This is a genomic window from Streptomyces aureocirculatus, assembly GCF_000720475.1.
GTDB lineage: Bacteria > Actinomycetota > Actinomycetes > Streptomycetales > Streptomycetaceae > Streptomyces > Streptomyces aureocirculatus.
Genome location: NZ_JOAP01000005.1, coordinates 361,958 through 385,464, shown reverse-complemented (window position 1 = coordinate 385,464; position 23,507 = coordinate 361,958). Strand labels below are relative to the sequence as shown.

Annotated in this window: 21 protein-coding genes; 1 reads left to right on the top strand and 20 read right to left on the bottom strand. The window is 71.1% G+C overall.

Annotated elements, in window-relative coordinates:
• Positions 1-15: 15 nt before the first annotated feature.
• The 10 genes from gmk to pyrR form a co-directional block, all read right to left on the bottom strand.
• Positions 16-609, bottom strand: coding sequence for a guanylate kinase (gmk, locus tag IG78_RS0106980; RefSeq protein WP_078964752.1), 594 nt, complete (start codon positions 607-609; stop codon positions 16-18).
• A gap of 38 nt (positions 610-647) precedes the next feature.
• Positions 648-971 carry an integration host factor gene (locus tag IG78_RS0106975; protein ID WP_030560492.1) on the bottom strand — a complete coding sequence of 108 codons (324 nt, stop codon included), beginning with the start codon at positions 969-971 and terminating at the stop codon, positions 648-650.
• Positions 972-1,351: 380 nt separating this feature from the next.
• Complete coding sequence (gene pyrF, locus IG78_RS0106970; RefSeq protein WP_030560491.1) at positions 1,352-2,197, bottom strand: orotidine-5'-phosphate decarboxylase; 846 nt, start codon at positions 2,195-2,197, stop codon at positions 1,352-1,354.
• Positions 2,194-3,306 carry a quinone-dependent dihydroorotate dehydrogenase gene (locus tag IG78_RS0106965; protein WP_030560490.1) on the bottom strand — a complete coding sequence of 371 codons (1,113 nt, stop codon included), beginning with the start codon at positions 3,304-3,306 and terminating at the stop codon, positions 2,194-2,196. The genes pyrF and IG78_RS0106965 overlap by 4 nt, the downstream gene beginning before the upstream one ends.
• A gap of 63 nt (positions 3,307-3,369) precedes the next feature.
• Positions 3,370-6,678, bottom strand: a complete 3,309-nt coding sequence (gene carB / locus IG78_RS0106960) for a carbamoyl-phosphate synthase large subunit (protein ID WP_030560489.1) — start codon at positions 6,676-6,678, stop codon at positions 3,370-3,372.
• Complete coding sequence (gene carA, locus IG78_RS0106955) at positions 6,671-7,855, bottom strand: glutamine-hydrolyzing carbamoyl-phosphate synthase small subunit (RefSeq protein ID WP_030560488.1); 1,185 nt, start codon at positions 7,853-7,855, stop codon at positions 6,671-6,673. Before carA ends, carB begins: the two co-directional genes overlap by 8 nt.
• Complete coding sequence (locus IG78_RS0106950; protein ID WP_030560487.1) at positions 7,852-8,493, bottom strand: PH-like domain-containing protein; 642 nt, start codon at positions 8,491-8,493, stop codon at positions 7,852-7,854. The genes carA and IG78_RS0106950 overlap by 4 nt, the downstream gene beginning before the upstream one ends.
• Complete coding sequence (locus IG78_RS0106945; RefSeq protein WP_030560486.1) at positions 8,490-9,776, bottom strand: dihydroorotase; 1,287 nt, start codon at positions 9,774-9,776, stop codon at positions 8,490-8,492. Before IG78_RS0106945 ends, IG78_RS0106950 begins: the two co-directional genes overlap by 4 nt.
• Before the next feature lie 3 nt (positions 9,777-9,779).
• Positions 9,780-10,808: an aspartate carbamoyltransferase catalytic subunit gene (locus tag IG78_RS0106940; protein ID WP_030560485.1), complete on the bottom strand. Its 1,029-nt coding sequence runs from the start codon at positions 10,806-10,808 to the stop codon at positions 9,780-9,782.
• Between the two features lie 135 nt (positions 10,809-10,943).
• Positions 10,944-11,555, bottom strand: coding sequence for a bifunctional pyr operon transcriptional regulator/uracil phosphoribosyltransferase PyrR (gene pyrR, locus IG78_RS0106935; protein ID WP_030560484.1), 612 nt, complete (start codon positions 11,553-11,555; stop codon positions 10,944-10,946).
• Positions 11,556-11,787: 232 nt separating this feature from the next.
• Between pyrR and bldD the strand changes: the two genes are divergently transcribed.
• Positions 11,788-12,288: a transcriptional regulator BldD gene (bldD, locus tag IG78_RS0106930; RefSeq protein ID WP_016638847.1), complete on the top strand. Its 501-nt coding sequence runs from the start codon at positions 11,788-11,790 to the stop codon at positions 12,286-12,288.
• 223 nt (positions 12,289-12,511) lie between these two features.
• Here the strand turns inward: bldD and nusB are convergent, their stop codons facing one another.
• From nusB to ruvX, 10 genes are all read right to left on the bottom strand, one after another.
• A complete protein-coding gene (nusB, locus tag IG78_RS0106925; RefSeq protein WP_030560483.1) occupies positions 12,512-12,943 on the bottom strand; it encodes a transcription antitermination factor NusB in 432 nt (143 codons plus the stop codon).
• Positions 12,944-12,945: 2 nt separating this feature from the next.
• Positions 12,946-13,512 carry an elongation factor P gene (gene efp, locus IG78_RS0106920; RefSeq protein ID WP_030560482.1) on the bottom strand — a complete coding sequence of 189 codons (567 nt, stop codon included), beginning with the start codon at positions 13,510-13,512 and terminating at the stop codon, positions 12,946-12,948.
• A gap of 51 nt (positions 13,513-13,563) precedes the next feature.
• Complete coding sequence (locus IG78_RS0106915) at positions 13,564-14,670, bottom strand: aminopeptidase P family protein (RefSeq protein WP_030560480.1); 1,107 nt, start codon at positions 14,668-14,670, stop codon at positions 13,564-13,566.
• Positions 14,671-14,931: 261 nt separating this feature from the next.
• The gene (locus tag IG78_RS0106910; RefSeq protein WP_030560479.1) at positions 14,932-15,447 is read right to left on the bottom strand and encodes an excalibur calcium-binding domain-containing protein; all 516 of its coding nucleotides are present in this window, start codon (positions 15,445-15,447) and stop codon (positions 14,932-14,934) included.
• Positions 15,448-15,626: 179 nt separating this feature from the next.
• Complete coding sequence (locus IG78_RS45385) at positions 15,627-16,634, bottom strand: AAA family ATPase (RefSeq protein WP_078964753.1); 1,008 nt, start codon at positions 16,632-16,634, stop codon at positions 15,627-15,629.
• Positions 16,635-17,017: 383 nt separating this feature from the next.
• A complete protein-coding gene (aroB, locus tag IG78_RS0106900; RefSeq protein ID WP_078964766.1) occupies positions 17,018-18,631 on the bottom strand; it encodes a 3-dehydroquinate synthase in 1,614 nt (537 codons plus the stop codon).
• Positions 18,632-18,726: 95 nt separating this feature from the next.
• Positions 18,727-19,911, bottom strand: coding sequence for a chorismate synthase (gene aroC / locus IG78_RS0106895; protein ID WP_030560475.1), 1,185 nt, complete (start codon positions 19,909-19,911; stop codon positions 18,727-18,729).
• A 240-nt stretch (positions 19,912-20,151) separates the two neighbouring features.
• Positions 20,152-20,982 (bottom strand): shikimate dehydrogenase, encoded by an 831-nt coding sequence (locus tag IG78_RS0106890; RefSeq protein WP_030560474.1) that lies wholly within the window; start codon positions 20,980-20,982, stop codon positions 20,152-20,154.
• Positions 20,979-22,904 carry an endolytic transglycosylase MltG gene (gene mltG / locus IG78_RS0106885; protein ID WP_030560473.1) on the bottom strand — a complete coding sequence of 642 codons (1,926 nt, stop codon included), beginning with the start codon at positions 22,902-22,904 and terminating at the stop codon, positions 20,979-20,981. Before mltG ends, IG78_RS0106890 begins: the two co-directional genes overlap by 4 nt.
• A 126-nt stretch (positions 22,905-23,030) precedes the next feature.
• Positions 23,031-23,495 carry a Holliday junction resolvase RuvX gene (gene ruvX / locus IG78_RS0106880; protein ID WP_030560472.1) on the bottom strand — a complete coding sequence of 155 codons (465 nt, stop codon included), beginning with the start codon at positions 23,493-23,495 and terminating at the stop codon, positions 23,031-23,033.
• Positions 23,496-23,507 lie beyond the last annotated feature (12 nt).

Sequence of the window (23,507 nt, the reverse complement as noted above, 5' to 3'; positions counted from 1 at the left end):
CGATGGGGGTGAAGATCAAACAACTTTCATCAAGGCTAGCAGCTCGCGCGCTACATCCTCGACGGAGGTGTTGACCAGGGTGGTGTCGAACTCGGCCTCGGCGGCCAGTTCGACGCGGGCGGCCGCGAGGCGGCGCTCGATGACATCGGGCTGCTCGGTCCCCCGGCCGGTGAGCCTGCGGACCAGCTCTTCCCAGCTCGGCGGGGCGAGGAAGACCAGTTGGGCCTCGGGCATCGACTCGCGCACCAGACGGGCGCCCTGGAGGTCGATCTCAAGCAGGACGGGCACACCCGCCTCCAGGTGCTCCATGACCGCCTGGCGCGGTGTGCCGTAGCGATTGCCCGCGAACTCCGCCCACTCCAGGAGCTCGCCGTTGGCGATCAGCTTGTCCATCTCGTCGTCGGAGACGAAGAAATAGTGGACACCGTGACGCTCGCCGGGGCGCGGCTTGCGGGTCGTCGCCGACACCGAGAGCCAGACCTCGGGGTGTTCCTTGCGCATATGGGCGACGACCGTGCTCTTGCCGACCCCGGAGGGGCCGGAGAGCACGGTCAGCCGCGGACGTACGTCCGGGGGTACGGGGGACGTCCCCCGGGGTGTTGCAGCCATGCAGCGATTATCCAGGTTCTCAGGAGTGCCTGAGAACATCAGCCAGCGGCGCTGCCGAACTCACGCTCGAGCGACGCGATCTGATTGGAGCCGAGCCCGCGCACGCGGCGGCTTTCGGAGATGCCAAGACGCTCCATGATCTGCTTGGCGCGGACCTTGCCCACGCCCGGCAGTGACTCCAGGAGGGCGGAGACCTTCATCTTGCCGATGACGTCGTTCTCCTGGCCCTGCTTGATGACCTCGTGCAAGGAGGCGCCGGAGTGCTTGAGTCGATTCTTGACCTCGGCCCGCTCCCGGCGAGCCGCGGCGGCCTTTTCGAGCGCGGCTGCGCGCTGTTCAGGGGTAAGGGGCGGAAGAGCCACGCCTACGTCACCTCGGATGTCGAACTGTCGGATACGGACCGGTGAGGAACCTAGTCGCCCCTCACCAGGGGAGCAACGCGCAACGCGCTTGCCCGTCGTCCCCCCACTACCTTGAAAGGGTGTGGGGGTGCCCCCACTCGTCGGAGACTAGCGGCCATGGCCGCCGGAGTCAGCGAGAACAGACGAAAAGTCCTGGTCAGCCTCCACCGAGCCCGGCATATCGGTCATTTCACCCCTGTTTTGGCCGGGTGACGTGTAAGCAACACGTCAGAACGGCGCGTGTGAGCCGCCCCCGGCGTCCGCCCGAAACGCGGAATCCGCATCCGGAAACGCCTTTCTGTCCCCCCGACGTGCGCTCTCGTCGAAAGAAGTTCCAGGGCCTACGCGGCAGCCACGGCCGCCCGTACCTCGTCCGCGAACCGCGCCGCTGCGTCCCGCAGCGCACCCGCGTCGGGACCCGCCTTGAGGACGCCCCTGCTGACGTTCGGCACGACGTTGCGCACCGCCGCGCCGAAGACACGGGGAAGGTCGGCCGGCGTCGCGCCCTGCGCCCCGATGCCGGGGGCGAGCAGCGGCCCGTTGATGTCGAGGTCGAACGTCGACAGATCGCCGAGTGTGGCCCCGACGACGGCTCCGTAGGACCCCATGGGCGCCGCTCCGGCGTTCTCCGCGGCCAGGTGGCCCAGCATGGTCGCCGCGATGCTCCGGCCGTCCTCGCGCACCGCGCGCTGCACCTCGGCGCCCTCCGGGTTGGAGGTGAGGGCGAGCACGAAAAGGCCGGCGCCGTTCTCCCGGGCCAGCTCGACCGCGGGTGCCAGGGAGCCGTAGCCGAGGTACGGCGAGACGGTCAGCGCGTCCGAGAACAGCGGCGCCTCCTTGCGCAGATAGGTCTCGGCGTACGCGGCCATGGTCGAGCCGATGTCGCCGCGCTTGGCGTCCATGACGACCAGGCCGCCCGCCGCCCGCAGGTCCGCGACCGCCCGCTCCAGGACCGCGACGCCCCGCGAACCGAAGCGCTCGAAGAACGCCGACTGCGGCTTGAAGACGGCCACCTGGTCGGCGAGGGCCTCGACGACGGTGCGGGTGAAGGACTCCAGACCTCTGACGTCGTCGCCGAGGCCCCAGGCCCCGAGCAGCGAGGCGTGCGGGTCGATGCCCACGCACAGCGGGCCGCGGGTGTCCATGGCGCGGCGCAGCTTGGCGCCGAAGGGTTCCAGGGTGCTCATGCTGCGGAGGCCTTCCGGGTGTCGGCGCCGACGGCTTCGGCGAGCGTGGCGTACGGGGATGCGGCGAGGCGGGCGGCGAGTCCCTTGTGGACGGCGCGCTGCCAGAAGGGGCCTTCGTAGATGAAGGCGCTGTAGCCCTGCACCAGGGTGGCGCCGGCGAGGATGCGCTGCCAGGCGTCCTCGGCGTTCTCGATGCCGCCGACGCCCACGAGGGTGATCCGGTCGCCCACGCGCGCGTAGAGGCGGCGCAGGACCTCAAGGGAGCGCTCCTTGAGGGGCGCTCCTGACAGGCCGCCGGTCTCCGCGACAAGGTCGGGAGCGGAGGCGAGCCCGAGGCTCTCGCGCGCGATGGTGGTGTTCGTGGCGATGATGCCGTCGAGGCCCAGCTCCACGGCGAGGTCGGCGACGGCGTCCACGTCCTCGTCGGCGAGGTCCGGCGCGATCTTCACGAGCAGCGGGACGCGGCGGCCGTCGGCGCTGCGGTCTGCGGCCTCGCGCACGGCGCTGAGCAGCGGGCGCAGCGACTCGGTGGCCTGGAGGTTGCGCAGGCCCGGCGTGTTCGGCGAGGAGACGTTGACGACCAGGTAGTCGGCGTGGCGGGCCAGGCGCTCGGTGGACTTCACGTAGTCGACGGCGGCGTCGGCCTCGGGCACGGCCTTCGTCTTGCCGATGTTGACGCCGACGACGGCCTTGAAGGCGGGCTCACGGGCCGCCAGGCGGGCCGCCACGGCCGCGGAGCCCTCGTTGTTGAAGCCCATGCGGTTGATCAGCGCGCGGTCCTGCACGAGGCGGAACAGGCGCTTCTTGGGGTTGCCGGGCTGCGGCTCGCCCGTGACCGTGCCGATCTCGACGTGGTCGAAGCCGAGCATCGCCATGCCGTCGATGGCGACGGCGTTCTTGTCGAACCCGGCCGCGAGCCCGAAGGGGCCGTGCATGCGAAGCCCGAACGCCTCGGTGCGCAGCTCCTTGAAGCGCGGGGCGAGGGCGGCGGCGGCGAACGTGCGCAGGACCGGCACGCGTGCGGCCAGGCGGATCCAGCGGAAGGCCAGGTGGTGGGCCTGCTCCGGGTCCATGCGCCGGAAGACCAGGCGGAAGAAGAGCTTGTACATCAGTGGTGTCCCCAGGAGGCATGAGGAGGGGGACACCGCATCCGGTGTCCCCCTCGTGGGCTGCTAGTCGCGGGCCGCGGTCAGTCGTTCCGCGTGTTCCTGGAGCGAGCGCACGCCCACTCCCCCGTGGTGGAGGGCGTCGATGCCCTGGACGGCGGCGGCGAGGCCCTGGACGGTCGTCAGACACGGCACGGAGCGTGCCACCGCTGCCGTGCGGATGTCGTAGCCGTCGAGGCGGCCGCCGGTGCCGTACGGGGTGTTGACGATGAGGTCGACCTGGCCGTCGTGGATGAGCTGGACGATGGTCTTCTCACCGTTGGGGCCCTCGCCCTCGGACTGCTTGCGCACGACGGTGGCGTTGATGCCGTTGCGCTTGAGGACCTCGGCCGTGCCGGAGGTGGCGAGCAGCTCGAAACCGTGGGCGACCAGTTCCCGCGCCGGGAAGATCATCGAGCGCTTGTCGCGGTTGGCGACGGAGATGAAGGCGCGGCCCTTGGTGGGCAGCGGGCCGTACGCGCCGGCCTGCGACTTGGCGTACGCCGTGCCGAACACCGTGTCGATGCCCATGACCTCGCCCGTGGAGCGCATCTCCGGGCCGAGCACCGTGTCGACGCCGCGGCCCTGGATGTCGCGGAAGCGCGACCAGGGCATCACGGCCTCCTTGACGGAGATCGGCGCGTCGAGCGGCAGCTCGCCGCCGTCGCCGGTCGCCGGGAGCAGGCCTTCGGCGCGCAGCTCGGCGACGGTCGCGCCGAGCGAGATGCGGGCGGCGGCCTTGGCCAGCGGCACCGCGGTCGCCTTGGACGTGAAAGGCACCGTGCGCGAGGCACGCGGGTTGGCCTCAAGGACGTACAGGATGTCCCCGGCCATCGCGAACTGGATGTTGATCAGGCCGCGCACGCCGACGCCCTTGGCGATGGCCTCCGTAGAGGCACGCAGACGCTTGATGTCGTGGCCGCCGAGCGTGATGGGGGGCAGGGCGCACGCCGAGTCGCCGGAGTGGATGCCGGCTTCCTCGATGTGCTCCATGACGCCGCCGAGGTACAGCTCGTGGCCGTCGTACAGCGCGTCCACGTCGATCTCGATCGCGTCGTCCAGGAAGCGGTCGACGAGGACCGGGCGCGACGGGCTGATCTCCGTCGACTCCTCGATGTACGCGGAGAGGCGGGTCTCGTCGTACACGATCTCCATGCCGCGCCCGCCGAGCACGTAGGAGGGGCGTACGAGGACGGGGTAGCCGATCTCGTCGGCGATGGCCTTGGCCTCGGCGAAGGTGGTCGCGGTGCCGTGCTTGGGCGCGGGCAGGCCCGCCTCGGCGAGCACCCGGCCGAAGGCGCCGCGGTCCTCGGCGGCGTGGATGGCCTCGGGCGAGGTGCCGACGACCGGGACGCCGTTGTCCTTCAGGGCCTGGGAGAGGCCGAGCGGGGTCTGGCCGCCGAGCTGGACGACGACGCCCGCGATCGGCCCGGCGAGGGACTCCGCGTGCACGATCTCCAGGACGTCCTCCAGGGTGAGCGGCTCGAAGTAGAGCCGGTCGGAGGTGTCGTAGTCCGTGGAGACGGTCTCCGGGTTGCAGTTGACCATGACGGTCTCGTAGCCCGCGTCGCTCAGCGCGAACGAGGCGTGCACGCAGGAGTAGTCGAACTCGATGCCCTGGCCGATGCGGTTCGGTCCGGAGCCCAGGATGATCACGGCGGGCTTCTCGCGCGGGGCGACCTCGGTCTCCTCGTCGTAGGAGGAGTAGAAGTACGGCGTCTTCGCGGCGAACTCGGCGGCGCAGGTGTCGACCGTCTTGTAGACGGGCCGGACTCCGAGGGCGTGCCGGACCTCGCGGACGACGTCCTCGCGCAGGCCGCGGATCTCAGCGATCTGGGCGTCGGAGAAGCCGTGCCGCTTGGCCTCGGCGAGCAGCTCGGGGTCCAGCTTCTCGGCGGCCGTCAGCTCGTCGGCGATCTCCTTGATGAGGAAGAGCTGGTCGACGAACCAGGGGTCGATCTTCGTGGCGTCGAAGACCTCCTGGGGCGTGGCGCCCGCGCGGATGGCCTGCATGACGGTGTTGATGCGGCCGTCGGTGGGGCGCACGGCCGCGCGGAGCAGCGTGTACTTGTCGCCGGGCCTGCCGGTGAAGGTGAACTGGCTGCCCTTCTTCTCCAGGGAGCGCAGCGCCTTCTGCAGGGCCTCGGTGAAGTTGCGTCCGATGGCCATGGCCTCACCGACCGACTTCATGGTCGTGGTCAGCGTCGAGTCGGCCTGCGGGAACTTTTCGAAGGCGAAGCGGGGGGCCTTGACGACGACATAGTCGAGGGTCGGCTCGAAGGAGGCCGGAGTCTTCTCGGTGATGTCGTTGGGGATCTCGTCGAGCGTGTAGCCGACGGCAAGCTTCGCCGCGATCTTCGCGATCGGGAAACCGGTGGCCTTCGAAGCGAGCGCCGAGGACCGGGAGACGCGCGGGTTCATCTCGATGACGATGACCCGGCCGTCCGCGGGGTCGACGGCGAACTGGATGTTGCAGCCGCCGGTGTCGACGCCGACCTCACGGATGATCGCGATGCCGACGTCCCGCAGGGTCTGGTACTCGCGGTCGGTGAGCGTCATGGCGGGCGCGACGGTGATCGAGTCGCCGGTGTGCACGCCCATCGGGTCGAAGTTCTCGATGGAGCAGACGACCACGACGTTGTCGTTCTTGTCGCGCATCAGCTCCAGCTCGTACTCCTTCCAGCCGAGGATGGACTCCTCCAGGAGCACCTCGGTGGTCGGCGACAGCGTGAGGCCCTGCCCCGCGATGCGGCGCAGCTCGTCCTCGTTGTGCGCGAAGCCGGAGCCCGCGCCGCCCATGGTGAAGGAGGGGCGCACGACGACGGGGTAGCCGCCGAGCTCGTCGACGCCCTTGAGGACGTCGTCCATGGAGTGGCAGATCACGGAGCGCGCGGACTCGCCGTGGCCGATCTTGGCGTTGACGGCCTCGACGACCTCCTTGAAGAGGTCGCGGTCCTCGCCCTTGTTGATGGCTTCGACGTTCGCGCCGATCAGCTCGACGCCGTACTTCTCCAGGACGCCGTTGCCGTGCAGGGAGATCGCGGTGTTGAGCGCGGTCTGACCGCCGAGGGTGGGCAGGAGCGCGTCGGGACGCTCCTTGGCGATGATCTTCTCGACGAACTCCGGGGTGATCGGCTCGACGTACGTGGCGTCGGCGATCTCCGGGTCGGTCATGATCGTCGCGGGGTTCGAGTTGACGAGGATGACGCGCAGGCCCTCGGCCTTGAGGACGCGGCACGCCTGGGTCCCGGAGTAGTCGAACTCCGCGGCCTGACCGATGACGATCGGGCCGGAGCCGATGACCAGGACGGACTGGATATCGGTGCGCTTAGGCACGCTGGCCCTCCATCGGGACGGTGTTCATCAAAGACGTGAAGCGGTCGAAGAGGTACGCGGCGTCGTGCGGGCCCGCCGCCGCCTCGGGGTGGTACTGGACGCTGAACGCGGGCCGGTCGAGGAGCTGGAGGCCCTCGACGACCTGGTCGTTGAGGCACACGTGGGAGACCTCGGCGCGGCCGTAGGGGGTGTCGGAGACCCGGTCGAGCGGCGCGTCGACGGCGAAGCCGTGGTTGTGCGCGGTGACCTCGACCTTGCCCGTGGTGCGGTCCTGCACGGGCTGGTTGATGCCGCGGTGGCCGTACTTCAGCTTGTAGGTGCCAAATCCCAGGGCGCGGCCGAGGATCTGGTTGCCGAAGCAGATGCCGAACAGCGGCGTGCCGCGCTCCAGGACCGCCCGCATGAGGGCGACGGGTCCGTCCGCGGTGGCCGGGTCGCCGGGGCCGTTGGAGAAGAACACGCCGTCGGGGTTCACGGCGTACACGTCGTCGGCGGTCGCGGTGGCCGGCAGGACGTGCACCTCGATGCCGCGCTCGGCCATGCGCTGCGGGGTCATGCCCTTGATGCCGAGGTCGACGGCGGCGACGGTGAGCTTCGCGGTGCCGATGGGCAGGGTCTCGCCGTCGGGGCCGAGCGCGGGGACGACGTAGGTCTCCTTGGTGGCGACCTCCGCGGACAGGTTCGCGCCCTTCATCTGCGGGGCGTCCTGCACCTTGGCGAGCAGCTCGGCGTCGCCGGAGACGGCGTCTCCGGAGAAGATGCCGACGCGCATGGCGCCGCGCTCGCGCAGGTGGCGGGTCAGCGCGCGGGTGTCGATGCCGCTGATGCCGACGACGCCCTGGCGCTCGAGCTCCTCGTCGAGGGAGCGCCGGGAGCGCCAGTTGGAGGGCACGCGCGCGGGGTCGCGCACGACGTAGCCGGAGACCCAGATCCGCCGGGACTCGGGGTCCTCGTCGTTGACGCCGGTGTTGCCGACGTGCGGGGCGGTCATCACGACGACCTGGCGGTGGTACGACGGGTCGGTGAGGGTCTCCTGGTAGCCGGTCATGCCGGTGGAGAACACGGCCTCTCCGAAGGTCTCCCCCACCGCCCCGTAGGCACGTCCGCGGAAGATGCGGCCGTCCTCCAGGACGAGTACGGCGGGAGTCTTCACGGCTCCCCGAGTGGAGGTCGTCATCGTGCGCCTTCCGTTTCCGTCGTGCTGGCGGCCCCGGCGCCGGAGTCGGCGCTGTGGGGGCTTGTGCTGGTGGTGTCGATCATGTTGTTGATGGCCTCGACCCAGTCCGCCTGTTCGGCGGCGTGGTCCGAGCGGAACCCGGAGTCCAGGAGCTTGTCGCCGTGCGCCCAGGTGACGATCAGCAGACCGCCCTCGGCGAGGACCTTGCCGGCGATGCCCTTGTCGAGCCGGGCCTCGCGCAGCGCCTCCTTCGGGATGAAGAAGTCCCTCGCCCCGGGGCGTACGACGTCAAGACCCGCGTCGCTGAGGGTCAGCTCCACCCGACTGCGGGTACCCAGGCCGTGCGCCACGATCCGGTCGAGCCAGTGGCCCGCGGTGGTCGAGCCGTGGTACCGGCCGGTCAGCTCAAGTGTGGCCGGGCCGGGGTCGGACGGCGCGTCGGCGAGCTCGGGCAGGTCGGACTGGAGGGTGCCGCGCCACTTCCAGCCCTCGCGCATCAGCCAGTAGACGAGGGCGACGAAGAGCAGCAGGCCGACGACCCAGCCGGTGCGGGCGGCCCAGTCGGTGACCTCCGCCGACTTCTCCTCGGCGGCCAGATGGGTCAGGTGGGGGCTGGCAAGAAGGTGCGTTGCAGTCACTGGAGCTTCCCGTCGACGAGCGTGGCCCGGCCCCGCAGCCACGTGTGCGTGACGCGTCCCGGCAGCTCACGGCCCTCGTATGGGGTGTTGCGGCTGCGGGAGGCGAATCCCGCGGGGTCCACGGCTCCACGGTATGCCGGATCGAGGAGCGTGAGGTTCGCGGGCTCGCCCGCGGATACGGGACGTCCATGCCCCGCGGCCCCGCCGATCCGCGCGGGCGCCCACGACATCCGCTCCGCGACGCCTTCCCAGGTGAGCAGGCCGGTGTCGACCATGGTGTGCTGCACGACCGACAGGGCGGTCTCCAGGCCCACCATGCCCATGGCGGCCGCGGCCCACTCGCAGTCCTTGTCCTCGTGCGGGTGCGGGGCGTGGTCGGTGGCGACGATGTCGATGGTGCCGTCGGCCAGGGCCTCGCGCAGCGCCATGACGTCGCGCTCGGTGCGCAGCGGCGGGTTGACCTTGTAGACCGGGTTGTAGGACCGCACGAGCTCGTCGGTGAGGAGCAGGTGGTGCGGGGTGACCTCGGCCGTGACGTCGATGCCGCGGGACTTGGCCCAGCGCACGATCTCCACGGAGCCCGCGGTCGACAGGTGGCAGATGTGCACGCGCGAACCGACGTGTTCGGCGAGCAGCACATCGCGGGCGATGATCGACTCCTCGGCGACGGCGGGCCAGCCGCCGAGCCCGAGCTCCGCCGAGACGACGCCCTCGTTCATCTGGGCGCCCTCGGTGAGCCGCGGCTCCTGCGCGTGCTGCGCGACGACGCCGCCGAACGCCTTCACGTACTCCAGGGCCCGTCGCATGATCACGGCGTCGTCGACGCACTTGCCGTCGTCGGAGAAGACGGTGACACCGGCCGCGGACTCGTGCATGGCGCCGAGCTCGGCGAGCTTCTTGCCCTCCAGGCCGACGGTGACGGCGCCGATGGGCTGCACGTCGCAGTAGCCGGACTCCTTGCCGAGCCGGTAGACCTGCTCGACGACACCCGCGGTGTCGGCGACGGGGAAGGTGTTGGCCATGGCGAACACGGAGGTGTAGCCACCGCTGGCGGCGGCGCGGGTGCCGGTGAGGACCGTCTCGGAGTCCTCGCGGCCGGGCTCGCGCAGATGGGTGTGCAGGTCGACGAGGCCGGGCAGCAGGATCTTGCCGCCGGCCTCGACGACGTCGGCGCCGTCGGCGGCCAGGCCCTGGCCGACCTCGGCGATCTCGGAGCCGTCGATCAGGACGTCCTGCGGCTCGCCGCCGAGCACCTGCGCACCGCGGATCAGGATCTTGCTCATGTCTTACTTCTCCTCGATACGGGACGCGGACGCGGGCGCGGAGCGCTTCGTCGCCGGGGTGGTCGCGGGTGCCGGGTGGGTGACGGCGGGCTCGTTGCCGCCGAGCAGGAGGTACAGGACGGCCATGCGGATGGACACGCCGTTGGCGACCTGTTCGACGACCGTGCAGCGCTCGGAGTCGGCCACCTCGGCGGTGATCTCCATGCCGCGGACCATCGGCCCCGGGTGCATCACGACGGCGTGTCCCGGCATCCGCGCCATGCGGTCGCCGTCCAGGCCGTAGCGGCGGGAGTACTCGCGCTCGGTCGGGAAGAACGCGGCTTTCATCCGCTCGCGCTGCACCCGCAGCATCATCACGGCGTCGGACTTCGGGAGCGTGGAGTCGAGGTCGTAGCTCACCTCGCACGGCCAGTTCTCGACGCCGACGGGGATCAGGGTGGGCGGCGCGACCAGCGTGACCTCGGCGCCGAGAGTGTGCAGCAGGTCGACGTTGGAGCGGGCGACACGGCTGTGCAGGACATCACCGACGAGCGTGATGCGCTTGCCGTCAAGGCCCTGGCCGAGGCCTGCGTCCGGGCCGATCAGACGGCGGCGCATGGTGAACGCGTCCAGGAGCGCCTGGGTCGGGTGCTGGTGGGTGCCGTCGCCCGCGTTGATCACCGGGGCGTCGATCCACCCGGAGGTGGCAAGGCGGTACGGGGCGCCGGAGGCGCCGTGCCGGATGACGACGGCGTCCACGCCCATCGCCTCCAGGGTCTGGGCGGTGTCCTTCAGTGACTCGCCCTTGGAGACGCTCGACCCCTTGGCGGCGAAGTTGATGACGTCCGCGGAGAGGCGCTTCTCGGCGGCCTCGAAGGAGATCCGGGTGCGGGTGGAGTCCTCGAAGAAGAGGTTGCAGACCGTACGGCCGCGCAGCGCGGGCAGTTTCTTGATCGGCCGGTCGGCGACGCGGGCCATCTCCTCCGCGGTGTCGAGGATGAGAACGGCGTCGTCGCGGGTGAGGTCGGCGGCCGAGATGAGGTGTCGCATCATCTGGTGGGCTCCGTAGGGAATTCAGGTGTGCGGGGGCCCGGGCGGGGTGCTCCCCGGGGCACGGCGGGCATGCGGGCGCGCGTCGGCTCGCGCACGGGCCAGGAGGGCCTGAGCGGTCGGCCGTACGGGAAGGAGCTAGCGCTCGCCTGCCGGAGCGGTCGGCTTGGCACCGAGCAGCACGGCGTCGCGGCCGTCCTCCTCGGCGAGCTGGACCTTGACCGTCTCCCGCAACGACGTCGGGAGGTTCTTGCCGACGTAGTCGGCGCGGATGGGCAGTTCTCGGTGGCCGCGGTCGACGAGGACGGCGAGCTGCACGGCGCGCGGGCGGCCGATGTCGTTCAGGGCGTCGAGGGCGGCACGGATGGTGCGGCCGGAGAAGAGCACGTCGTCGACGAGGACGACCAGACGGCCGTCGATGCCCTCGGAGGGGATGTCGGTGCGTGCGAGCGCGCGCGGCGGGTGCATGCGCAGATCGTCGCGGTACATCGTGATGTCCAGGGAGCCGACCGGGATCTCGCGGCCGGGGCCGACAGGGTCGCCGGGGCCGCCGGGGGCACCGACGATCTCTTCCAGCTTGGCGGCGAGCCGCTGGGCGAGGAAGACGCCACGGGTCGGAATGCCGAGGAGGACCACGTCCTCCGCGCCCTTGGCGCGCTCGACGATTTCGTGTGCGATACGGGTCAACACCCGTGCGATGTCCGGGCCTTCGAGAACAGGCCGCGCGGCATCGGAGTCATGCGAGTCCATGAAAAACGGACCTCCTTCTCCGCCTCACGGGACGGACCTTAAAGGACGTCTAAATTGCGCCAACTGCGTCCTCCACGGTACCAGCAACGGCAACCCACGCCGTCGCCACCCCCTCGGAAGGGGCCCCGGGACTCATTCGGCTTGACGCAGACAGGTAACGCTGCGTAACCTCACAGTGAGTTACCAAGCCGCGCGGCGGAGCCGCACGTTGTCACAGCGTCCGGGGAGCTATATGTCCAGCGAATACGCCAAACAGCTCGGGGCCAAGCTCCGCGCCATCCGCACCCAGCAGGGCCTTTCCCTCCACGGCGTCGAGGAGAAGTCCCAGGGTCGCTGGAAGGCGGTCGTGGTCGGGTCGTACGAGCGCGGCGACCGTGCCGTGACCGTGCAGCGCCTCGCCGAACTGGCGGACTTCTACGGCGTTCCGGTGCAGGAACTCCTCCCGGGCACTCCGCCCGGCGGTGCCGCCGAGCCGCCGCCCAAGCTGGTCCTCGACCTGGAGCGGCTCGCCCACGTCCCGGCCGAGAAGGCGGGCCCGCTGCAGCGCTATGCCGCCACCATCCAGTCCCAGCGCGGCGACTACAACGGCAAGGTCCTCTCCATCCGCCAGGACGATCTGCGCACCCTCGCGGTCATCTATGACCAGTCGCCCTCGGTGCTCACCGAGCAGCTCATCAGTTGGGGTGTTCTCGACGCGGACGCGCGCCGCGCCGTGGCCCACGAAGAGGTCTGAATTCTCCGCGGGGAGCATTGAGAAGAAACGTGCCGCCGGGGTGGCCGGAACCTATTGGGTTCCGGCCACCCCGGCGGCTTTTTCCAGGCCTCTTCCGAGCGCGGTGGCATAACCGGCGCGGCAAAACCTGTGCGGAAACTGTGGGAAACGCGCGCGGCAAAACCTGGAGGGCCCGCAGCCGATTGGCTGCGGGCCCTCCAGGAACCGGGAAAGCGGCGGGTGCCTACTCGCCTCGGCGAAGACTCGGCTTCAGGTCCTTGAACCGGCCGAGCAGGCCGTTGATGAAGGCCGGCGACTCGTCGGTGGAGAATTCCTTGGCGAGCTGGACGGCCTCGTCCAGAACCACCGCGTCGGGCGTACCGTCGACCCAGATGAGCTCGTGGGCGCCGAGCCGCAGAATGTTGCGGTCGACGACCGGCATCCGGTCGAGCGTCCATCCGACGGCGTACTGCGAGATCAGCTCGTCGATACGGGAAGCGTGCTTCTCGTAGCCCTCGACGAGCTCCATCGTGTACTCGCTCACCGGCGGCTGCCTGGTGTCGGTCCGCGAGTGCCGCACCCAGTCCGCGAGGACGGTCAGGACGTCGACGCCGCGCTGGTCGGCCTCGAAAAGGATCTGGAAGGCGCGCTTGCGGGCCGTGTTACGGGCGGCCACGGTTAGCTGTTCACCCGGCCGAGGTAGCTGCTGTCACGGGTGTCGACCTTGATCTTCTCGCCGGTGGTGATGAAGAGCGGCACGTTGATCTGGTGGCCGGTCTCCAGGATGGCGGGCTTGGTGCCACCGGTGGAGCGGTCGCCCTGGACGCCCGGCTCGGTCTCCTGGATGACCAGCTCGACGGCGGCGGGCAGCTCGACGAAGAGGACCTCGCCCTCGTGCTGGGCGACGGTGGCCTCGAAGCCCTCGATGAGGAAGTTCGCGGCGTCGCCGACCACCTTCTTGTCGATGTGAAGCTGGTCGTACGTCTCCATGTCCATGAAGACGAAGTAGTCGCCGTCCATGTACGAGAACTGCATGTCGCGCTTGTCGACGGTGGCCGTTTCGACCTTGACGCCGGCGTTGAAGGTCTTGTCGACGACCTTGCCGGAGAGCACGTTCTTGAGCTTGGTGCGCACGAAGGCCGGGCCCTTGCCGGGCTTGACGTGCTGGAACTCGACGACGGACCAGAGCTGGCCGCCTTCGAGCTTGAGCACCAGGCCGTTCTTGAGGTCGTTCGTGGAAGCCACGGTTGCGGAATCTCCTGGACTGACGTGGACGACCCCGGGCACGTGCACGCGCTAGAGCGCGAGCAGCTCCTTGGTCGTGATGGTGAGTAGCTCGGGTCCGCCGTCCGCTTCGCAGCGGACGACGAGCGTGTCATCGATCCGGACCCCGCCCCGGCCCGGGAGGTGAACCCCCGGTTCGACGGTGACCGGCACGCAAGCGTCCAGTTTACCCATGGCTGCGGGCGCCAACTGCGGGTCCTCGTCGATTTCGAGTCCCACCCCGTGCCCGGTGCGCGGAGGAAGCCCGTCCGCATACCCGGCGGCGTCCAGCACATGGCGTGCCGCGCGGTCCACGTCACGGTACGCGGCGCCGGGTACGAGAGCCTCACGGCCGGCCCGCTGAGCGGCGAAAACGAGGTCGTACAGCTCGATCTGCCAGTCCGCGGGAGAGGTGCCGATGACGAAGGTGCGACCGATCTCGCTGCGGTAGCCGCGGTAGCACGAGCCCAGGCACACCGAGAGGAAGTCGCCCTCCTCGACCCTGCGGTCGGTGGGGCGGTGGCCGCCGCGCCCCGAGTTCGGCCCGGTGGCCACGGAGGTCGGGAAGGCGGGGCCGTCGGCGCCGTGGTCCACCAGGCGGCGTTCCAGCTCCAGGGCGAGGTGCCGTTCCGTGCGCCCGACCAGGATCGACTCGAGCAGCTCGCCCAAGGCCTGGTCGGCGATCTCGGCGGCGATCCGCAGACAGGAGATCTCCTCCTCGTCCTTGGTGAGGCGCAACTGCTCCACACCGCAGGCCAGGTCGGCCAGGCGCAGGGCCGGCGCCACCGAGCTCAGCGCGTGGTGGCGGGCCACGGTCAGATGGTGCTCCTCCACGGCCAGTGTCTCGGCGCCCTGGGCCGCGGCCTGCCCCGCCGCCGCGACGACCGGGTCGCCGCCGCGTGCCTCCAGGACGTGCGTGCGCAGGTCCGCGTCCGGCCGCTCCGCGCCGGGTTCCTCCCCCGGCGGGCGGGCGCACACCAGTACGTCCTCGGACCTGCCGAGCAGCAGCACCGCACCGCTCGGCGCCGCGCCCGCGAGATAGCGCACGTTCGCGGGCCGCGACACCACCGCCGCGGCGCTCCCACTGCCCGCCCAGCGCTCCCTGAGCCGCTCCCTGCGCGCGGCGTACACCTCTGACATGGGGCGAGCCTATGAGCGCCCCGACGCACCGGCCGTCTCAGCGCGTCCGGACGGGCGGTGCGGGCCGCTGCGCGCGGGGCGGGGGCTGTTGCCGTTGCCGCTGACCACGTGTCCGTCGGCTTCTCGGCCTCCGGGCTTCTCGGCTGGGCTTCCCGGCTCCTCAGCGGGACGGACGGCCGGTGACCCGGCAACGGCGTCGCGGACGGGCGTGCTTACGTGGCTGCGGGGTAGCGGCCGGTGAAGCAGCGACCTGTGGGTCGCTCAGCCGTCGCAGCCGACGCCGTCGCCGTCCCGGTCGAGGTGGCGGCCGTAGCCCGGCTCGCCCCGGTGGACGGGGGCCGCACCGGTGGCGCGGGCCGCGGCACAGTTCTCGTAGAAGACGGATCCCCCGGACCCACTGGACCCTGATCCGCCGGACCCGGACCCACCCGATCCACCGGCTCCGCTCGCCCCGCCGTCGCCCGGCGGTCGTACCGTCACGGTCGACTTGACCGTCTTCGTGGCGCGCACGGTGACGGTCTCCGCTGGCTCGGGGCGGACCGCTTTCGGCGTCGCGGTGGCGGTCGCCGTCTCCCGTGCGGCCTCCGTCGCCGTCCGCGTATGTGTCACCGTGGGCCGCGAGGCGGACTTCTCGGACTTCGACTCACCGCCCGAGCCGGTGCCGCCCGCGCCCAGGCCGATCAGGAAGGCAACCACGAGGGCCGGAAGTACGAAGCGTTTCCGCGCCCACTTGGGCGCCAGGCGTGGGGTGGGTGAAGGAATGTGCGGAGTGGTCATCTCGCCCCTCAAGGGCCGCTGCCGCCGGAATCGGGCCAGTGGCCTGGACCAGACCGTAGCGCCTGGGTGCGAGGGGCGAAAGCCGCCGGCGTGCGAGGTGACCTACTCGTGACAGGAGCGGTCGGTTCCGGGCTCGGGTGAGGAGGCCGCTGTGACGTCCGCTCGGCGGCGCCCGGCCGCTACCACTTCGGGGGGCTCGTGATGGCGCGGGCCAGGACGTCGTCCAGGACGCGGGCCGTGGCGGGGACGTCGAGCTGGGAGTTGTCGATGATGGGGAGGCCCGAGCCGTACCAGCCGGCCATGCGGCCGTGGATGCGGGCCACCTCCTCGTCGGTGAGGCGGCGGTTGCCGCTGCGCTGGGAGTTGCGCTCCAGGACGATCTCAAGGCCCGGGAGCAGGACCACCGGCAGCAGGCCCGGGCCCACGTGCCGTTTCCAGCCGCCGAGGCCGACGACCGGGCGGTCGGGGAAGACGGCGTCGTCGAGGATGCAGGAGATGCCGTTGGCGAGGAAGTTGCGCGCGGCGAAGCCGCAGGTGCGGCGGGCCAGGCGGTACTGCGCCTCGGAGTGGTCGTTCCAGCCCGACTGCGGGTCGGCGAAGCCCGAGCGGACCCATTCACGTACGTCGTCGAGGCTGATGTGGGCCGTCGGCACGCGCCGGTGCTCGGCCCAGAACTTCGCCACGCTGGTCTTGCCCGCGCCCGCGGGCCCGATCAGGAGCACGGCGAGCGTCGTGGAGCCCGTGTCGGCCGGGGCCGCGCCGGGCGGCGGGCTCGGCATGGCGACGGGGCCACCGGGCGGAAGCTGGATGTGGCCGGTGGTGTCACGGACGGGCGGCGGGGCCGACGGGGCGGGAGCAGACGCGTGCGCGGTGGGAGCGGAGCCGGTCTGGACGTGAGGTGCCGCAGGGCTGTGAGGCGCCGCGGGGCCTTGGGGCGGCGCCGCGGGAGCCTGCGGGGCGGCCGGGGCGGGCGGTGCCGCAGGGCCGTGAGATGCGGTGCCGTGCGGGGCGGCCGGGACGGGCGGTGTCGCGGGGCCGTGGGGTGCTGCCGTGCCATGCGGGGCGGCCGTGGCAGGCGGTGCCGCCGGGCCGTGGGACGCTGCCGTGCCGTGCGGGGCGGGCGGTGCCGCCGGGTGGCCGTGCGGGCCCGACGGGGCGTGCTGGGCCGTGGGCGCGGGCGGGGCCACGGGGGCCTGGGGGGCCGTAGGTGCGTGCGGGGCGGGGGTGCCCTGGGGTGTGCCCGGTGCGGGCGGGGCGGCCGTCAGGGCCCCGGGGTGATGTGCGGGCGGGGCCGCCGTCGGGGCGCCCGGGTGATGTGCGGCCTGGGACCAGCCGGTGGCCGGTCCGTGCCCCGGCTGAGGGGGCGGCGGCAGCGGAGACCCCACTGCGTGCTGCATCCGGTGCCACTCCGTCTCGTACGACTGCTGATAGGGGCGGCAGCCGGGGCCGCCCTTACCGAACGGTACCGCCCCCGGCCGACGTTGTGTGAACGGCCGGGGCGGTCACGGAGTGCCCGTGGCTTGTTCGTTCTGCCCGCGACTTTCGCCCGTAACGGGGCGGACCGGACGGTTCAGTCGGCGACTTCTCCGTACGCGGCGAGCAGCACCGCCGGGTCCGGGCCCTCCAGGACGGTCGGCTTGGCGAGACCGTCGAGGACGATGAAGCGCAGCAGGTCACCCCGGGACTTCTTGTCGACCTTCATGGTCTCCAGGAGCTTGGGCCACTGGTCGTAGCGGTAGCTCAGCGGCAGCCCGACGGACTCCAGAACGGTGCGGTGCCTGTCGGCGGTCGCGTCGTCCAACCGGCCGGCCAGGCGGCCGAGTTCGGCCGCGAAGTGCATGCCCACGGCGACGGCCGCGCCGTGCCGCCACTTGTAGCGCTCGTTCTTCTCGATGGCGTGCGCCAGGGTGTGCCCGTAGTTGAGGATCTCCCGGAGACCGGACTCCTTCAGGTCACCGGAGACGACCTCCGCCTTGACCTTGATGGAACGTTCGATCAACTCGGCAGTGTGTGGTCCCGCGGGCGTGCGGGCCGCTTCCGGGTCGGCCTCGATCAGGTCGAGGATGGCCGGATCGGCGATGAACCCCGCCTTGATGATCTCCGCGAGCCCGGAGACGTAGTCGTGCACCGGCAGCGAGTCGAGGGCGGCCAGGTCGCACAGCACGCCCGCGGGCGGGTGGAACGCGCCCACCAGGTTCTTGCCCTCGGCGGTGTTGATGCCGGTCTTGCCGCCGACCGCCGCGTCCACCATGCCGAGCACCGTCGTCGGCACGGCGATCCACCGCACGCCGCGCAGCCAGCTCGCCGCCACGAATCCGGCCACGTCGGTGGTGGCGCCGCCGCCGACACCCACGATCACATCGGTGCGCGTGAAACCGGACTGGCCGAGCGCCTTCCAGCAGTACGCGGCGACCTCGGCGGTCTTGGCCTCCTCCGCGTTGGGCACCTGCACGGCCACGGCCTCGTACCCCTGGTCGGCGAGGTCCTGGCGCAGCGCCTCACCGGTCTCGGCGAGCGCCTCGGGGTGGATGACGGCGACCCGCTTGGCGGCGTCGCCGATCAGTCCGCCGAGCTCACCGAGCAGTTGCCGCCCGACGAGCACCTCGTACGGCTCGGTGCCCGCCGTGCCGCCGACGTGAATCCTTGTTACCTGGCTTGCCATCGGGTCCTCCGGCCGGGGGCCCGGGGGTCGTCCCCCGGGAATCGCGGTCTTCAACTCCAGTGCGTCGAGGACCGCTTCCGCGACCTCTTCGGGGGTGCGGCCGTCCGTGGCGACGACGGCGCGGGCGACTTCTTCGTACAGATGACGGCGTGCCTCCATCAGCTCCCGCCACTGCTTGCGCGGGTTGACGGCGAGCAGCGGGCGGGCGGTGTTCAGACCGACCCGGCGCACGGCCTCGTCGACATCCATCGACAGATAGACGACGGGCAGGCCCCGAAGGAGCGCACGGGTGCCCTCGTCGAGGATCGCGCCGCCGCCGAGGGCGAGCACACCGCGGTGCGCGGCGACGGCGGCACGCACCGCCGCACGCTCGCGCTCACGGAAGTACGGCTCGCCCTCGTCGACGAAGATGTCGGCGATCTCGCGGCCCTCCGCCGCCACGATGTCGGCGTCGGTGTCGCGGTAGACCACGCCGAGCCGCTCGGCGACGAGCGCGCCCACCGTGGACTTGCCCGAGCCCATCGGCCCGACGAGCACGATCCTCGGCCCGTCCCCGGCACCGGCGCCCCGCACCGGCTCCGCGGCGGACCCGACGACCGGCTCCACTGGGCCGCCGGTCACCGGATCTGCAGGTTGTCGAGGTACGACCGCACGTTGCGGCGGGTCTCCGGCACGCTGTCGCCGCCGAACTTCTCCGCCACCGCGTCCGCGAGCACCAGCGCCGCCATGGCCTCGGCCACGATCCCGGCCGCCGGGACGGCGCACACGTCGGAGCGCTGGTGGTGCGCCTTGGCCGCCTCGCCGGTGGCCACGTCGATGGTGGCGAGCGCGCGCGGCACGGTCGCGATGGGCTTCATCGCGGCCCGTACGCGCAGCAGCTCACCGGTGGTCAGGCCGCCCTCGGTGCCGCCGGAGCGGCCGGTGGCGCGCTTGACGCCGTCGGCCGTGGCGATGATCTCGTCGTGCGCCTGGGAGCCGGGCACCCGGGCGAGACCGAAGCCGTCGCCGACCTCGACGCCCTTGATCGCCTGGATACCCATGAGCGCGGCGGCGAGCCGTGCGTCAAGGCGGCGGTCCCAGTGCACGTGCGAGCCGAGGCCCACCGGCACGCCGTACGCGAGCACCTCGACCACACCGCCGAGGGTGTCGCCGTCCTTGTGGGCCTGCTCGATCTCCGCGACCATCGCCTTCGAGGCGTCGGCGTCCAGGCAGCGCACCGGGTCCGCGTCCAGCTTCTCGACGTCGGCGGGCGTCGGGTACACGCCGTAGGGGGCCTTGGCCGCGGCCAGCTCCACCACGTGCGAGACGATCTCGATCCCGGCCGTCTCCTTCAGGTACGAGCGGGCCACCGCGCCGAGCGCGACCCGGGCCGCGGTCTCCCGCGCGGAGGCGCGCTCCAGGATGGGCCGGGCCTCGTCGAAGCCGTACTTCTGCATTCCGGCGAGGTCGGCGTGACCGGGCCGGGGGCGGGTCAGCGGCGCGTTGCGCGCCTGTGCGGCGAGTTCGGCGGGGTCGACCGGGTCGGCGGCCATGACCTGTTCCCACTTGGGCCACTCGGTGTTGCCCACCATGACCGCGACGGGCGAGCCCATCGTGAGGCCGTGGCGCACGCCGCCGAGGAAGGTGACCTCGTCGCGCTCGAACTTCATCCGGGCGCCGCGCCCGTAGCCGAGCCGCCGGCGGGCGAGGTGGTCCGCCACCATGTCCGTAGTGATCGGGACGCCGGCCGGAAGGCCCTCCAGCGTCGCCACCAGTGCGGGTCCGTGCGACTCCCCCGCGGTCAGCCAACGCAACCTGCTCAACGGTGCTCCTCGATGCTCGCGCCTGGGACTGCTTTCGGCGCAACCGGAGGTGTGGCCCCGGCCGGCCGCCTCCTGATCCTCCCATGCCCGGGGGCCCGGCCAGGAGCCCGGTCCACCTGGCGGACGGGCAAAAGCGCAGACGGCACGGGCTGCCGCGGACCGGGCGCGGCCCCCGGACCGGCCCCCGACAGCCGCCCCGGACATTCCGCCGAGCGGCCCGGCACCGGCCGTGCCACCTGCTCAGCGCTCCGCGAGCGCCCGCTCCCCGGCCTTCCGCATCGCGTCGAGGGGGCCCGGCGCACGGCCCGTCATCTGCTCGACCTGGAGCACCGCCTGGTGGACGAGCAGGTCGAGTCCGCTGACGACGGCGCCGCCGTACGCCGACCAGCGGGCCGCGAGTTCGGTGGGCCACGGGTCGTAGAGGACGTCGAAGAGGGTGGCGGGTCGCTCCGGCACGGCGTGGGACAGGGAGTCAGTGGCGCCCGCTGGGGTGGTGGCGACGACCAGCGGAGCGTGCAGGGCCCGCTCGGCGTCCGCCCAGTCGGCGACGCGCACCTCGACGTCGAGCCGCTCGCCCCACTGCCGCATCTCGGCGGCGCGGGCCTCGCTGCGTACGTAGGCGACGACTTCGCCGGTGCAGATCCGGGCGAGCGCGGCGAGCGCGGAGGACGCCGTGGCGCCCGCGCCGAGGATCGCCGCGGACTCGACCTGTTCGATTCCGCGTTCCCGCAGGGCGGCGACCATGCCGGGGATGTCGGTGTTGTCGCCGACGCGCCGTCCGTCCTCCGTGCACACGACGGTGTTCACGGCCTCGACCGCGGCCGCGGTCTCACTGACCTCGTCGAGGAGCGGAATCACCGCCCGCTTGAGCGGCATGGTCAGGGAGAGACCGGCCCATTCGGGGCCGAGCCGCCCGAAGAATTCGGGCAGCCCCGCCTCGTCGATCTCGAATCGGTCGTACGACCAGTCGTCCAGGCCCAATGCCCCGTACGCGGCGCGGTGCAGCACCGGCGAGAGGGAGTGGGCGATGGGAGAGCCGAGCACGGCCGCTCGGCGCTGCTGCGCGCTCATTGACCCTTCTGTTCCTCGAGGTTCTTCTCGTACTTCTCGCGGTTCCGGTTCTGCTCTTCGTTCGTTTCCGCAAAGAGCGTCTCGTCCTCGCTGACGGATACGAAGTAGTACCAGTCGCCCTTCTCCGGATTCAGCGCGGACTTGACCGCGACCGCACCCGGGTTGCCGATCGGTCCGGGCGGCAGGCCCTTGATCTTGTACGTGTTGTACGGGTCCTTCAACTGGCGCAACTGGTCGACGGAGCCGATGGCCAGCTTGGACTGGCCCTTCAGGTAGTTGACCGTCGAGTCGAAGTCCAGGAGGCCGTAGGTCTCGGTGTTGCCGGGCTTCAGACGGTTGTAGACGACCGTTGCGACCTTCTCGAAGTCGTGCTTGTACTTGCCTTCGGCCTGCACGAGGCTGGCCACCGTGACGACCTGGAGCGGGTTCTTCAGGTTCAGTTGTTCGGCCTGCTCCTCGACGCCCATCGCGTCGTACCTGGTGGTGGCCTCGGCCACCATCTTGCGCAGGACTTCCTCGGGCTTCTGGCCCTTGGCGACGGGGTAACTGGAGGGGTAGAGGAAGCCCTCGAGCGGGTCCTTGGCCTCGCTGCTGATGTTGTCGGACGCCCACTTGGGCAGGCCCAGGTTCCGCCACTGCTTGTGGGCGATGTCCTTGGTGGCGCCCTTCTTGAGTTTCAGCCGCTCGTCAATCTGTTCGTACACCCAGATATTCCGTTTGCCTTCCGGAATAATGAGGTTGTTACGACTCTTGGGGCTGAGCATCAATTCGAGGGCGGACGCCGCGGACATCTGTTTCTTGAGGGTGTAGACGCCCGCCTGAATTGTCTGTCCGTCGGGGTTCTTGCCCTGTGCGGAGACAAAGGCGTCGACGCTCTTGACGACCCCGGCCTCCTTGAGTTTCTGGCCGATGACATAACCGCCGGAGCCTTTGTCGATGGCGACCGTGGCCGTGCCGCTGCCGTCACCCGAGAAGTCCGGTGCCGTGCCAAAACGATCCTGGTAGAACTGGTAGCCGAAATAGCCGATGCCGCCGAGTCCACCGGCGAAGACCACCGCCACCACCAGGCAGGCGCAGCCGTTGCGCTGCTTCCTCTGTTTCTTGCCGCCGCGCCCGCGCCGGTCACCGCGGCCGCCACCGCGCCCGGGCTCGTCGGAGTCGTCGGCGTCGTCGGCGTCGTCGTCATCGCCGCTGAAGAAGGCGTGTTCCCCCTGGTCGGGACCGGGGTCCCAGTTGGTCTCCGGCTCCGGCTCGGGTGTGGGGCGACGCCGGCCGGGGGGCTCGGGCGGCGGGTAGGCGTCCGGCGTGGCGTAGTAGTCGGGGCGCTCTTCGGAGTAGGCCGTGGGCGGACCGCCGTAGGGGTCCGACGGATCACCGCCGTAGGGAACCTGTCCGTGCTGCCCGCTGTCCCAGCCGCCGTCCTGCGCCTGGCCGTCTCCGCCGTACTGGGGGGCCTGGGCCTGCGCGTGGCTCTGCTGACCGTATTGCTGCTGGTCGTAGCCCTGCTGGGGGTACCCCTGCTGGTCGTGGCCCGGCTCCTGGCCATGACCCGACTGCTGGCCATGACCCGGCTCCTGGCCATGACCCGACTGCTGGCCATGACCCGGCTGCTGTCCGGTGGCCCAATCACCGTACGGAGCCTGCTGCTGGTTCTGGTGCTGCGTTTGCTGCTGATGCTGCATGTGCTGCTGTGCTTGCTGCTGCTGGTGCTGAGCTTGCTGCTGGTGCTGGTCGTGGTGCGACTGCTGGGGGTGCGGCTGGTGCGGGTGCTGAGAGTGCTGCGGGTGCTGAGGGTGGTACTGCCCCTGGCCGCCGTAGGGGGACTGGCCGTCGGCCTGCTGTCCTCCCCATCCGCCGTCCCCGTACAACGGGTCCTCGGGATGCCACGGTTCGGAGCCTGGGCCCCGGCCATACTCAGTCATCGATCCCCTACGAGCCGCGAGGCGGGGGCCGCCAGTCTGGATGTCAGGGCAACCGTTCCGCCTCTTGATGCTGTGCGGCGGCTGTTCGAAAGCCGCCGCATCGCGCGGAACGTTACCGTATCGCGATCAGATGACCACTTCGACGCCCTCGCCGGGGACCCTGCCTGACGCCCGTTCGGACTCCAGGGCCTGCTGGAGAATCACCACGGCTGCCGCCTGATCGATGACAGACCTGCCCTTTTTGGACTTCACGCCGGAGGCACGCAGGCTCTGACTCGCCGTCACTGTGGTCATCCTCTCGTCCACCAGTCTCACCGGAACGGGCGCAATCCCCACGGCGAGCTCCTGCGCGAAACCACGGACCTTGACGGCGGCCGGGCCCTCGCCCCCCTTGAGGGAGCGCGGGAGCCCGACGACGACCTCGATCGGCTCATACTCCTCGACGAGTTGCCGCAGCCGCCGGTGGGCGGCGGGGACATCGCGTCCCGGCACGGTCTCCACCGGCGTGGCGAGGATCCCGTCGGGGTCGCACGAGGCGACCCCGATCCGGGCGTCCCCGACGTCGATCGCGAGCCTGCGCCCGCGCCGGATGCTTTCGGTCAT